At 64.8% G+C, this 12,652-nt stretch carries 10 protein-coding genes; 8 read left to right on the forward strand and 2 right to left on the reverse strand.

Annotated elements, in window-relative coordinates:
• Window positions 1-42: 42 nt before the first annotated feature.
• From serS to ESB00_RS09215, 4 genes are all read left to right on the forward strand, one after another.
• Window positions 43-1,311 (forward strand): serine--tRNA ligase, encoded by a 1,269-nt coding sequence (gene serS, locus ESB00_RS09200; protein ID WP_129048320.1) that lies wholly within the window; start codon window positions 43-45, stop codon window positions 1,309-1,311.
• A 118-nt stretch (window positions 1,312-1,429) separates the two neighbouring features.
• Window positions 1,430-2,425, forward strand: coding sequence for a tRNA lysidine(34) synthetase TilS (gene tilS / locus ESB00_RS09205; protein WP_129047404.1), 996 nt, complete (start codon window positions 1,430-1,432; stop codon window positions 2,423-2,425).
• A gap of 91 nt (window positions 2,426-2,516) precedes the next feature.
• Window positions 2,517-4,532, forward strand: a complete 2,016-nt coding sequence (gene ftsH / locus ESB00_RS09210) for an ATP-dependent zinc metalloprotease FtsH (protein ID WP_129047405.1) — start codon at window positions 2,517-2,519, stop codon at window positions 4,530-4,532.
• 58 nt (window positions 4,533-4,590) lie between these two features.
• Complete coding sequence (locus ESB00_RS09215) at window positions 4,591-5,958, forward strand: UDP-glucose 6-dehydrogenase (RefSeq protein WP_129047406.1); 1,368 nt, start codon at window positions 4,591-4,593, stop codon at window positions 5,956-5,958.
• A gap of 98 nt (window positions 5,959-6,056) precedes the next feature.
• On the opposite strand, the gene alr is transcribed toward ESB00_RS09215, so the two are convergent.
• Both alr and ESB00_RS09225 read right to left on the reverse strand, forming a co-directional pair.
• A complete protein-coding gene (gene alr, locus ESB00_RS09220) occupies window positions 6,057-7,199 on the reverse strand; it encodes an alanine racemase (protein WP_129047407.1) in 1,143 nt (380 codons plus the stop codon).
• Entirely contained in the window at window positions 7,196-7,879 is a 684-nt protein-coding gene (locus tag ESB00_RS09225) for a peptidase M22 (RefSeq protein ID WP_129047408.1), read from the reverse strand. The genes alr and ESB00_RS09225 overlap by 4 nt, the downstream gene beginning before the upstream one ends.
• Window positions 7,880-8,058: 179 nt before the next feature.
• On the opposite strand from ESB00_RS09225, the gene tig reads away from it, so the two are divergent.
• The 4 genes from tig to recF all read left to right on the forward strand — a co-directional run bounded on the left by tig (window position 8,059) and on the right by recF (window position 12,558).
• Window positions 8,059-9,381 carry a trigger factor gene (gene tig, locus ESB00_RS09230; RefSeq protein WP_129047409.1) on the forward strand — a complete coding sequence of 441 codons (1,323 nt, stop codon included), beginning with the start codon at window positions 8,059-8,061 and terminating at the stop codon, window positions 9,379-9,381.
• Window positions 9,378-9,995: an ATP-dependent Clp protease proteolytic subunit gene (locus tag ESB00_RS09235; protein ID WP_129047410.1), complete on the forward strand. Its 618-nt coding sequence runs from the start codon at window positions 9,378-9,380 to the stop codon at window positions 9,993-9,995. The genes tig and ESB00_RS09235 overlap by 4 nt, the downstream gene beginning before the upstream one ends.
• A gap of 75 nt (window positions 9,996-10,070) precedes the next feature.
• A complete protein-coding gene (gene clpX, locus ESB00_RS09240) occupies window positions 10,071-11,375 on the forward strand; it encodes an ATP-dependent Clp protease ATP-binding subunit ClpX (protein WP_129047411.1) in 1,305 nt (434 codons plus the stop codon).
• Window positions 11,376-11,481: 106 nt separating this feature from the next.
• Complete coding sequence (gene recF / locus ESB00_RS09245) at window positions 11,482-12,558, forward strand: DNA replication/repair protein RecF (RefSeq protein ID WP_129047412.1); 1,077 nt, start codon at window positions 11,482-11,484, stop codon at window positions 12,556-12,558.
• Window positions 12,559-12,652: the final 94 nt, after the last annotated feature.

Below are 12,652 nucleotides of genomic sequence, written 5' to 3' on the forward strand. Positions count from 1 at the left end.
AGCCTGTTCAACCGGGACGTTCCGCGTTGAATGCCTCCTCCCATGCTCGATCCCAAGCTCCTTCGCGATTCTCCCGCCACCGTCCGCGCCGCCATCGCCCGCAAGCACCTCGACGTCGATCTCGACGCCGTCCTGGCGCTGGACAATGAGTGGCGCCGGCAGCTGGCCGAGGTCGAGGCGCTGCGGGGCAAGCAGAAGGCCGCGAACAACGAGATGGCCGCGCTCAAGAAAGGATCGCCGGAGTTCATCGCCAAGGTGACCGAGATGAAGGGTGTGTCCGCCCAGGTGAAGGCGGCCGAGGAGGCGATGAAGCCGCTCGATGAGAGGCTGCACGCCGCCATGCTCTCGCTGCCGAACATCCCGCACGCGAGTGTGCCGGACGGCAAGACGCCCGAGCAGAATGTCGTCCACGCCACTCACGGCTCGGTCGAGGCCGTTTCCAGCCAGGCGATGCCTCATTGGGAGATTGCGGGCTTCAACAGTCTCATCGACTTCGGCCGCGGCGCAAAGGTGACCGGCGCGGGCTTTCCGTTCTACGTCGGCGACGGCGCGAGGATCGTGCGCGCGCTGCTCCAGTTCTTCCTCGATGAGGATGTGAAGGCCGGCTACACCGAGGTGGCGCCGCCGATCTTCGTCAACGCCGCCAGTGCCACGGCCACCGGCCAGCTCCCCGACAAGGAGGGGCAGATGTATGAGACGGCGGACAAGCTCTACGCGGTGCCGACCGCCGAGGTGCCGCTCACCAATTTCTTCCGCGACGAGATCGTCGAGCAGGACGCGCTGCCGATCAAGCGCTGCGCCTACACGCCCTGCTTCCGCCGCGAGGCCGGCAGCTACGGCAAGGATGTGCGCGGGTTGAACCGTCTGCACCAGTTCGACAAGGTCGAGCTGCTCAAATGGGTTCATCCGTCGTCGAGCTACGACGAGCTCGAAGCGCTCCGCGCCGATGCCGAGCGCCTGCTGCAGAAGCTGGAGCTGCCTTACCGCGTGCTGCTGATGTGCGGCGGCGACCTCGGCTTTTCCCAGTCGAAGAAATACGACCTCGAGGTGTGGGCCGCGGGACAGAAGCGCTGGCTGGAGGTATCGAGCTGCTCGAACTTCGAGTCCTTCCAGGCGCGGCGCGCACAGATCCGTTTCCGCAACAAGGAAACCGGCAAGCCCGAACTCGTGCACACGCTCAACGGCTCCGGCCTCGCCGTGCCCCGCGTGCTGGCCGCCTTGCTCGAAAACAACCTGCAGGCCGACGGCCGGGTGAAGCTGCCCGCCGCGCTTGTGCCTTATTTCGGTAAGGAATATCTCAGCTTCAAGTAATGGAGGGCCCCGCTCCCGCTGGGCCGCGGCCCGTCAGGAGACGGGCCCTCCACCAAGGGCCACCGTGAGCACCAAGCGACACCTCCGCACCAGCTGGCCTGCAGTCGCTGCGGCGTTCGTGCAGGAGATCGACCACGGCGACCTGCACCCGGTGCCGATGCTTCGGTCTCTGGCCGAGCATCAAAAGGAGTCGCGGCGGGGCGGGAAACCATCGCGCTGGGCGCTGGCTTTCTCGGGCGGAGCGGACTCGCTCGCGCTGTTGCTGATTTTCTGGGCGGAGGGACGGGGCCGTTGGGGCCGGGACTTTGTGGTGTTGCACTTTGACCACCGGTTGCGCGGTGCCGCCTCCACGGCGGACGCGCGTTTTTGCCGGCAGGTCTGCCGCGCGCTCGGCGTGGCTTGCGTCGTGGGGCGCTGGAGTGGTGCCCGCAAGGGCGCCAGCGAGGCCGAGGCGCGAGCCGCGCGGCAGGCCTTTTTTGCCCGGGAAATGAAACGCCGGAATCTGCGCCTGCTGTGGCTGGCGCACCAGCAGGACGACATCGCCGAAACCATGCTCATGCGTCTGGCCCGTGGCAGCGGGGCGGGGGGGCTGGCGGCACCGCGACCGGTGCAGGAAATGTCGGACGGACGCATCCACCTGCGCCCGATGCTCACCCTGAAGAAATCCGAAATTGAAAAGGCGTTGCGCAAAGCCGGTGCGGTGTGGCGCGAGGACGCATCGAACCAGCGTGACGATCATTTCCGCAACCGGGTGCGGCGCTCCGTGCTGCCGGCCTGGCTGAAGGCCGCCGGACGAGATGCGGTCGCGGGGGCTGCCCGTTCGCGCGAGCTGCTGGAGGAAGATGAGACCGCGCTTGAGGCCTGGGTCGATCAAATCGCCTGCCTGCGCCGAGGCGTGCTGGATGTGACGGCGTTGCGCGGGCTGCCCCGTGCCGTGGTGCGCCGTGCGTTGCACCGGTGGCTGCTGGCGGTGCGGCCTGCGACCGATCTTTCCCGTCAGGGTTTCGAAATGCTGCTGGCGGCGGTCGAGAAGGGCGCGCCCACGCGTTTCAGTCTGGGGCGCACGGATTTCGCCGTCATCAGGCAGGGGCGACTGGCGTTGAAAAGGGGATAGGTTCCGTTCCGATTTCGATAAAAGTTTCGAGTGCCGCGTCGGTTGACTTATCCTACAGGAACCTCCACGTTGCCCGATACTCTAACCTCTCATGTCCGATAACGAAAACAACAAGAAGCGCCGCCCCCTCAAAAGCATCCCGCCGGACGGCTTCCCCCTCAAGACCGGCCTGATCTGGGTGCTGATCATCGGTGCGATTGTCGCCCTTTTCCTGCTGAACCCCGCGAAGTCTCCGCAACCGGCCGTGCTGAATGTGCAGGAAGTCCTGGAACTGGCCGAGCAGGGCAAGATCGCCAAGGGCAACATCCGCAGCGACTCGACGGGGGGCAAAGACTGGCATGTGATGTCCGGTGAAACCACCGAGCCCATCCTCCGCAACGCCGCGGGTTTGGAGACCAAGGCCTTCACGATGTCGGACCGTGTGACCGACAGCAGCTACGAAAAGCTCCAGAAGACCAAGGTGATCGTGGCCAAGCCCGCCACCACCGCCATGACCCAGCTGCTCTACAACATCCTGCCCTTCATCCTGGTCATCGGTCTGCTTTATTTCCTCTTCGTCCGGCAGCTCAAGAGCGCCGGCAAGGGTGCGCTCAGCTTTGGCAAGAGCCGCGCCAAGATGCTCACCCGGGACAAGGACCGCATCACCTTCGCCGATGTCGCCGGTTGCGACGAGGCCAAGGAAGAGGTCGGCGAGGTCGTCGAGTTCCTCAAGGATCCGAAGAAATTTCAGAAGATCGGCGGCCGCATTCCGAAGGGCATCCTCATGGTCGGTCCCCCGGGCACCGGCAAGACGCTCCTCGCCAAGGCCATCGCCGGCGAGGCCGACGTGCCGTTCTTCTCGATCAGCGGTTCCGACTTCGTCGAGATGTTTGTCGGCGTCGGAGCGAGCCGCGTCCGCGACATGTTCGAGCAGGGGCGCAAGAACGCGCCCTGCCTGATCTTCATCGATGAAATCGATGCCGTCGGCCGGCAGCGCGGCGCTGGTCTCGGCGGTGGCAACGACGAACGCGAGCAGACGCTCAATTCGCTCCTCGTTGAGATGGACGGTTTCGACACCCAGGAGGGCGTCATCATCATCGCCGCCACCAACCGTCCCGACGTGCTCGACAGCGCATTGCTGCGTCCGGGCCGGTTTGACCGCCAGGTCACCATCGACCTGCCCGACATTGTGGGGCGGGAACAGATTCTCCGGGTCCATGCGCGCAAGATTGCCCTGTCCGACAATGTTGAACTCGCGGTGATCGCGCGCGGCACGCCCGGCCTGTCCGGTGCCGAACTCGCCAACCTGCTCAATGAAGCCGCGCTGCTGGCGGCCCGCCGTAACAAGAAGAAGGTGGACATGTCCGACATCGACGAGGCGCGGGACAAGATTCTCTGGGGCCGCGAGCGCCGTCGCGTCATGGATGACAAGGAGAAGCAGGCGCTGGCCTGGCACGAGGCCGGCCATGCCATCGTGGGCGCGGTTCTCGACGACGGCACGGTACCCGTCCACAAGGTCACGATCATTCCCCGTGGCCAGAGCCTCGGCAGCACCACCTACATTCCGACCAAGGATATTTTGGGTCGAACCAAGAAACAGTATCTGGATCGCATCTGCACGGCCATGGCCGGCCGCATCGCGGAAGAGTTTGTCACCGGCGACATCAGTGACGGCGCGTCGGGCGACATCAAGCAGGCGACGAAGATCGCCCGCATGATGGTGTGCGACCTGGGCATGAGCGAGTTGGGTCCGATCTCGATGGGCGACAACCAGGACACGGTGTTTCTCGGCCGCGACATCACCCGCTCCCAGCATATCAGCGAGGAAACCGCGCGTCGCGTCGATGCGGCGGTCACCGAAATCATCACGGGACAATACAAACGGGCCTCTGAGATCCTGACCGGCCACCGCGCGGCGCTCGACAAGGTTGCCGCGGCGCTGCTCGAGCACGAAACCATCGAAGGCGTTCATGTAACCGAGATCATCAAGCATGGTGAAATCAAGTCGCCCGTCGTTGCCGTGAAGCCACCCAAGTTGCCGCCCGCCGATTCGGCCAAACCGGCCGGCAAGTCCACGTCGGAGGCCTCCGATGGTCCGGCCGGCGCGCCGGCTCCCAGCCCGGCCTAACTTTAAATCTCCTTGGTTTTTCCCGAGAGGCCGGCACCATGCCGGCTTCTTTTTATTTATGAACATCTGCTGCATCGGCGCCGGTTATGTAGGTGGCCCCACCATGGCCATGATCGCCCTCAAGTGTCCCGATATCACCGTGACGGTGGTGGACATGAACGCCGGCCGCATCGCGGCCTGGAACAGCGACAAGCTGCCGATCTTCGAGCCGGGGCTGGATGACGTCGTGAAACAGGCTCGCGGCCGCAACCTGTTCTTCTCCACCGACGTGGCCGGTCAGATCAAGAAATCAGACATCATCTTCGTGGCCGTAAACACACCCACCAAGACCTACGGTGTCGGTGCCGGCCGGGCCGCTGATCTGCGTTACATCGAGTCGGTCGCCCGCACCATCGCCGAGCACGCCGAAAGCGGGAAGATCATCGTCGAGAAGTCCACCATACCGGTGAAGACCGCCGATGCGATCAAGGCGATCGTCGCCTCCAATTCGAAGGGCCATAAGTTCGAGGTGCTTTCCAACCCTGAGTTCCTCGCCGAGGGCACTGCGATCCAGGATCTCACGGCGCCCGACCGCGTGCTCATCGGCGGTGAACGCACTCCCGGCGGGGAGAAGGCCATCGAGGCCCTCGCCAGTGTCTATGCCCGCTGGGTTCCGCGCGATCGCATCATCACGACCAACCTGTGGTCGTCCGAGCTCTCCAAGCTCGTGGCCAACGCCTTTCTCGCGCAGCGCATCTCCTCGATCAACTCGATCTCCGCCCTTTGCGATGCGACCGGTGCCGACGTGGACGAAGTGGCCAACGCCATCGGCAAGGACAGCCGCATCGGCCCGAAATTCCTCAAGGCGTCCGTCGGCTTCGGCGGTTCTTGTTTTCAGAAGGACATTCTCAACCTGACCTATCTCTGCGAGAGTTTCGGCCTGCCCGAGGTCGCCGCTTACTGGAACAGCGTCGTCGGCCTCAACGACTGGCAGAAGAGCCGCTTTGCCGCCCGCATCGTCAAGGCGCTCTTCAACACCGTCGCTGACAAAAAAATCGCCGTGCTGGGCTTTGCCTTCAAGAAGGACACCAACGACACGCGCGAATCCGCCGCGATCAACGTCTGCCGCGACCTGCTTTCCGAGCACGCGAAAGTGTGCGTCTATGACCCCAAGGTCCCGGCCGACGAGATCAAGGTGGATGTGCTGGGCAAGGGGGTGGAGAACGCGCGCCTCTCCATCGCCAAGGACGCCTACGAGGCCTGCGCCGGTGCGCACGCCATCGCGATCGTGACCGAGTGGGACGAGTTCAAGACCCTCGACTACGCGAAGATCTACGCCGGGATGCCCAAGCCGGCCTTCCTCTTCGACGGTCGCAACATCGTGAATCTTGCGGCCCTTCGCCAGATCGGCTTCACCGCCTCCGGCATCGGCAAGCCGGCGGTTTGAGTGACGTAGCCGCGTCGGATCCCGCGTCTGCGGGGGACAGCGTGGTCAGTTTGCGGCCACGCATTCGCCCAGAGCTCTAGTGCGGCTACAATCATCCCTCACACTCCGCTCGCGTTGCGGTAATGCCGCGGCACGCGCTTGGTGACCGAGCACAGCGTTTCCCATGCGATCGTGTCGGCCCAGTTGCTGAACTCCTGAATGGAGATTTCGACGCCGCCCTGACGGCCCACCAATACGACCGAGTCGCCGCAGCGCACTTCGCCAGGCACGTCGGTGATATCCACGATCGTCTGGTCCATCGTCACGCGTCCGAGGGCGGGGCAGCGCCGGCCGTTGATGAGCACCTGGGCGCGACCGCTGCTGGAACGGGCAATGCCGTCGCCGTAGCCGGCCGTCAGCACGGCGACGCGGGAGTCGCGCTTAAGTTGTGAGGTGCGGCCGTAGCTCACACTCGTGCCGGCGGGAAGTTCTTTCACCAGGCCGACCCGAGTATGGAAACTGAACACCGGCTCAGCATGAACTCGCGCCAGCATCGAGTGCGGGTGGGGCAGGATGCCGAACTGGAGGAGACCGACCCGCACGGCGTTGAAGACGCCATCTCCGGGCGTGGTTTCAAGGCCGGCGCTGTTGTCGGCGTGGATCAGCAGGCCGGTCGGGTCCATGCCTTCCAACGCCCGCAGGAAAATTTGCCGCTGCTCCGCGGTGAACGCCGGGTCCTCGTCAGCGCTGGAGAAATGCGTGAACACACCCGCCAGTCGCAAACCCGGCGCGGCGCGGATCGCGTCGTAAAGCGCCCGGGCCCCCGTGTGCCAAACGCCCAGCCGCCCCATGCCGGTATCGATTTTCAGGTGCACGGTGATGGGCTGGCCGGCGGCGCGGCCCACGGCGTCAAAACGCCGGATCTCTTCAGCCGAGGAAACGGTGGCGGCGAGATCATAGTCGGCGAGGTAGCGATCTTCGTCGGGCAGAACCGGACTGAGCAGCAGCACGGGCCAGTCGGTGCTGAGTTCGCGGATGGTCATGGCCTCGGCGATGTTGGCCACGGCGAAAAGATCAGCCCCCGCGTGCATCAGGCGCGCGGCCACCTGCGGCAGGCCGTGACCGTAGGCGTCGGCCTTCACCACGGCCACAAATTTGATGCGCGGTGGCAGCGTGGCGCGGATGAGCTTCAGGTTGCGCTCCAGCGCGGCGAGGTCGATCTCGACCCAGCAACGGCGCGGCAGTTGGGCGGAAATGCTCATGTGCGGGCGGCGAGGGTGGCGGCGCTGTGCGGTTGCGCGGTCCACTTCTTGTAGTCGGGCGCCTCGTGTTGCAGGGCGTCGGGTGTTTCGATGGGACGAAACAGATCGGCGTCGCCTGAGGCCGTCGTCAGTGCCGCGAGATCGTAATCGCACGAACCGAGCTGGGCGGGTGGCTTGGACCACACGCGGAAACCGGCCGGCATCAGGAGTTCGCCGGCCGGGAGTTCATGGGTGGGGAGGCGTGCTGCGGTTCCCAGCCGGCCATCGGCCGCCACGGGCTGCACATGCCAGCTTTCGCGCCGGGCGTCGGCGATGACCGCGAGGCGGCGGGGGGCGCGGCGCCACTCGGCGCAGCCGGCGAGCGCCAGGCTCTGATAGGCGAACACCGGGCGCGGCTTGAGCACCAGCCAGGTGCGCAGGGCCATGGCGATGGTGCGGGTGCCGAGCATCGAGCCCGGGCCTTCGCAATAGGCAAAGGCTGCGATATCGCCGAGACTGGCGCCGGCCCTTGCCAGGACTGTTTCTGTGCCGCGGAACAGCCCGCGTCCGGCCTCGTCGGCGGTGTGCTCCCAGAGCGGGGATTGCCCGGTCCGCAGCAGCCCGATCTGCACCCGCTGCGACGCCGCGTCGAACACGAGGATACTCCCGTGGGCGGCAAGGAGTTGGGCGAGGCAGGACATGGGGGCAGCTTGGGTGGGGGGCGGACGAAAATCAAAGGCGGATTGCGCCTGATGCGAGCCAGACGGCAAAAAGCCCTCAAATTAGGACGCCACCGTGTCGAAAGAGGCCTTGACCGGGTCAGGCGGGGCTAGTTACTTCGGCCTCTTTTCGCTGAAGAAACCTCCCTGAATTTTACACCGTGAACGTTCAAATCACCGACATCAACGAGACCCGCAAAACGCTGACCGTCACCCTCGACAAGGGTGAGGTGCAAGGCGAATACACCAGCCTGCTCGGCGAATATACCCGCCAAGTCAGCCTGCCCGGCTTCCGCCCCGGCAAGGCCCCGGCCGCCATGGTTGCCAAGCGCTTCGGCAAGGAGTTGAAGGACGAGTTCAAGAACAAGGTCATCGGCAAAGCCTACCGCGAGGGCTTGGAGCAGTCGAAACTCGAGGTGCTTTCGCTGGTCGATGTCGAGGAGGGCCAGATCGAGCCCGAGCTTTCCGCCGCCATCAAGCTGACCGTGGACATCCGCCCGGAATTCCAGCTGCCCGAATACACCGGCATCGAGACGCAGATCGAATCCACCGAGCCCACCGACGCCGAGGTCGACGCCGTGATCGAGGGACTCCGCGGCGAACGCGCCGACTTCAAGGTTGCCGAGCGTCCTGCCGCCAAGGGCGACTACGTCCGCTTCGGTTACACCGGCACGCTCGACGGCAAGCCGCTCGATGAGGTCGTCGGCGATAAGAAAATCTACGCCGCCGCTCCCCAGACTTGGGAAGAGGTCGAGGGCGCCAACGAGGGGCTGTTGCCCGGTGTCGCCAAGCAGATCTCGGGCCTCAAGGCCGGCGACAAGAAGAGCATCGACGTGGCCTTCCCGGCCGAGTTCTCCGCCGTGCCCGCGCTGGCCGGCAAGACCGTCGCCTACGCGATCGAGGTGCAGGAAATCCGCGAGCGCGTGCTCGCTCCGCTCGACGAGGCATTCTTCAAGTCCCACCAGGTTGAGAACCTCGACGGTCTCAAGGCCCAGGTACGCGGCAACCTGACTGCGCGCAAGGACTACGCCAACCGCGGCGCCCAGCGCCGCCAGATCACCGAGGCGCTCGCCGCCAAGGCGAACTTCCCCGTGCCGGACAGCCTCGTGGCCTCCGAGCGCGACGCGCTGCTCCGCCAGTTCATCGAGGAGAACCTCCGCAACGGCATCCCGCAGGAGAAGATCGAGGAGAACAAGAAGGAACTCTTCGAGAACGCCTCCAAGGCCGCCTCCACCCGCGTGAAGATCCAGCTCATCCTCGCGAAGATCGCCGAGGCCGAGAAGATCCAGGTGGACGAAAAGGACTTCAACAACTGGATCATGCGCGAGGCCATGCGCAGCGGCCAGCGTCCCGACAAGCTCGTGAAGGACCTCGGCAAGGATCGCGACCAGGTTCGCGCCGTGCAGCAGCAGCTCACGTTCGACAAGGCCCTTGATTTCCTCGTCTCCAAGGCTAACGTCAAGACGGTCACCAACAAAGCATGAGCTACTACGTACCCATCGTCCTTGAGAATACCGGCCGCGGCGAGCGGTCGATGGACATTTACAGCCGCCTCCTCAAGGACCGCATCATCTTCATCGGCACGCCCATTGACGACGGCGTGGCCAACGTGGTGATCGCGCAGATGCTGTTCCTCCAGATGGAGGACCCGAAGAAGGACATCCACGTTTACATCAACTCGCCCGGCGGCGTCGTGACCGGTGGCATGGCCATCTACGACACGATGAATTTCCTCCAGTGCGACATTGTCACCTACTGCGTGGGCATGGCTGCCAGCATGAGCACCGTGCTCCTCGCCGCCGGCACCAAGGGCAAGCGCTTCGCGCTCCCGAACAGCCGCGTGATGATCCACCAGCCCTCGGGCGGCGCGGGCGGCCAAGCGGCCGACATTGCCATCCAGGCCCGGGAAATCATCCGCTGGCGCCAGACCCTCAACAACGTCATCGCCAAGCACACCGGCAAGACCCCGGAGCAGGTGGAGAAGGATTCGGACCGCGACTACTACATGAGCGCCGAGGAGGCCAAGGCCTACGGCATTGTGGACCACGTCGTCACCTCCACGCGCGACGCGCAGCAAATCTCCCAAAGCGCAGCCTGAGTGCGCTTTGCCCCGCCGGAGCGTCCGACGGAAAATCCCTCGACTAACGCCGACTTGGGCCGATTATAACCCGCAATGGCTAAATCTTCTCGCATGACCCTCTGTTCGTTCTGCGGTAAATCGCAGGCCGAAGTCCGCAAAATCATTGCGGGGCCGGGGGTTTACATCTGCGACTCGTGCGTGAACGTTTGTAAGACGATCATCGACCGCGAGGTGAAGACGCCCGCCGCGCCCGAGGGCACCGCCGCCAAGCCCGCTTTCCGCCTGGTCAAGCCGTCCGAGATCAAGAAAGTCCTCGACGAGCACGTCATTGGTCAGGACCACGCCAAGAAGGTTCTCTCGGTCGCCGTTTATAACCACTACAAGCGGCTGAATTTCGACTCCACCCACGGCAACGCGGCCGACGCTGCCTCGCTGCCAGCGGAGTTCAGCGACGTCGAGGTCGAGAAGAGCAACATCCTGCTGGTTGGCCCGACCGGCTCCGGCAAGACGCTCCTCGCGCGCAGCCTCGCGCGCATCCTCGACGTGCCGTTCGCGATTTCCGACGCCACCACGCTGACCGAGGCCGGTTATGTCGGTGAGGACGTCGAGAACGTCGTGCTCCGCCTGCTGCAGTCCGCCAACTATGACGTGAAGAAGGCCGAGTGCGGCATCATCTACATCGACGAGATCGACAAGATTCGTCGCACCACCGAGAACGTCTCGATCACCCGCGATGTCTCCGGCGAGGGCGTGCAGCAGGCGCTGCTCAAGATTCTCGAGGGCACCACTTGCAACGTTCCCCCGCAGGGCGGCCGCAAGCACCCGAACCAGGAATACATCCAGGTCAACACCTCGAACATTCTCTTCATCTGCGGCGGCGCCTTCGTGGGCCTCAACGAGGTCATCAAGAAGCGCATGGGCCAGCGGTCACTGGGATTCCACATCAACGCCAAGGATCACGACCTCACGCCCGACGAGATGATGCGCGGCGTCGCGCCGGAGGACCTCATCCGCTTTGGCATGATCCCGGAGTTCATCGGGCGCCTGCCGGTCGTCTCGGTGCTCGACGAGCTCAAGGTGGCCGACCTCGAGAAGGTTCTGCTCCGCACCAAGAACGCCATGGTGAAGCAGTATTCCAAGCTCTTTGCGATGGACGGCGTGCAGCTCAAGTTCACCCGCGACGCCATCGTGGCCATCGCCAAGAAGGCCATCGAGCTCAAGACCGGCGCCCGCGCGCTGCGCGCCATTCTCGAGAAAATCATGCTCGAGGTCATGTATGACCTGCCGGCGCGTGATGACATCTCCGAGGTCATCATCGACCAGGCCGTGGTCGAGGGCCGCAAGAAGCCCCAGCTCAAGAAGCCCGGCGCGGCGAAATCCGACAAGAACGCCGCCTGAGGCCGGCTATTGTGGGCAGAGATTGCAAGGTCCGCTGCGGCGGGCCTTTTGCTTTTGCACGCCCGGCTTGCCAGCGGCGTCTGCACGGACAAGCGTGCGCCGGCACATGCGTTTTGCCGCCGTCACCCTGCAGGACTTTCGCAACCTGCCGCTCGCCGAGGTCGCTCTGGTCGGCCGGCGGACCTTCCTGCTCGGCAGCAATGCGCAGGGTAAGACCAACTTTCTTGAGGCGATGGGCTACGTGACCGCGCTGCGCTCGTTTCGCGCGGCGGAGACCCGGGCGTTGATCGGAGTGGGGCGTCCGCAGGCCGGCATGGCTTTCGGGATCGAGCACGAGACTTTCGGCGCCAGCCGCGTGACCATCACCCTCCGGCCCGACGGTCGCGAGGTCATGTGGGAGCAAGGGAAGGTGACCCGCCTCGGTGATTTTCTGGGCCGGTTTCCGACCGTGGTGTTCTCCTCGCAGGACAACCAGTTTCTGCGCGGCGCGCCGGCCCTGCGGCGACGCTGGCTCGACCTTACTCTGGCCGCCATGGATCCGGCCTACCTGATCGCGCTGCAGAGCTGCACACGCGCGCTGGCTGAGCGCAACCTCCTCCTCAAGCAAGGCGGACGCGACACCGGCGCGATCGAGGCTTTCGAGCACGAACTCGCCGCTCACGCCGTGACGCTCGTGGCCAAACGCGCCGCGGGGATCGCGGAACTGGGCGAGGCGTTTCGCGCGGCCCATGCTCGGCTGGTGCCGGATTCGGAAACCGCCGGCTTGATTTACGCCCCCGACAGCGCCGCCGCCACGCGCGAGGCATTCGCCGCCTTGCTGGCGAAGAATCGCCCGCGCGACACGCTGCTGAAATCCACCGAACACGGCCCCCACCGTGACGACATCGAACTTTTGCTCAACGGTCGTCCTGCCCGCCAATTCGCTTCCGAAGGCCAGCAGCGTTGCCTCGTGATCGCGCTGCGCCTGGCGCAGGCGGCCTACTTCAAGGCCAAGGGCGGCGTCACGCCGGTGCTGCTCTGCGACGACGTGCTCGGCGAACTGGACCCCATGCGTCGCGAACGCTTCTGGGCCTCGCTGGAGCACGACCCGCAGGTCGTGGCAACGGGCACGAGTCTGCCGGCGGATGCGGCGGGCTGGCAGGTGTTGAGGGTTGAAGGAGGAGCGGTGATGGCAGAGGTATGAAATAGGAATGAGGACGTCCAAACCACAGTCATCCACTCCAGCGTGTCATCCTGAGCGCAGCGAAGGATCCAGAGGAATTCGAACATGATGCACG

Source organism: Oleiharenicola lentus, from assembly GCF_004118375.1.
Lineage (GTDB): Bacteria > Verrucomicrobiota > Verrucomicrobiia > Opitutales > Opitutaceae > Lacunisphaera > Lacunisphaera lenta.

Coding starts and splice junctions, on each gene's coding strand:
- serS (WP_129048320.1), top strand. CDS start 43: ATGCTCGATCCCAAGCTCCTTCGCGATTCTCCCGCCACCGTCCGCGCC.
- ftsH (WP_129047405.1), top strand. CDS start 2,517: ATGTCCGATAACGAAAACAACAAGAAGCGCCGCCCCCTCAAAAGCATC.
- ESB00_RS09215 (WP_129047406.1), top strand. CDS start 4,591: ATGAACATCTGCTGCATCGGCGCCGGTTATGTAGGTGGCCCCACCATG.
- alr (WP_129047407.1), bottom strand. CDS start 7,199: ATGAGCATTTCCGCCCAACTGCCGCGCCGTTGCTGGGTCGAGATCGAC.
- ESB00_RS09225 (WP_129047408.1), bottom strand. CDS start 7,879: ATGTCCTGCCTCGCCCAACTCCTTGCCGCCCACGGGAGTATCCTCGTG.
- ESB00_RS09235 (WP_129047410.1), top strand. CDS start 9,378: ATGAGCTACTACGTACCCATCGTCCTTGAGAATACCGGCCGCGGCGAG.
- clpX (WP_129047411.1), top strand. CDS start 10,071: ATGGCTAAATCTTCTCGCATGACCCTCTGTTCGTTCTGCGGTAAATCG.
- recF (WP_129047412.1), top strand. CDS start 11,482: ATGCGTTTTGCCGCCGTCACCCTGCAGGACTTTCGCAACCTGCCGCTC.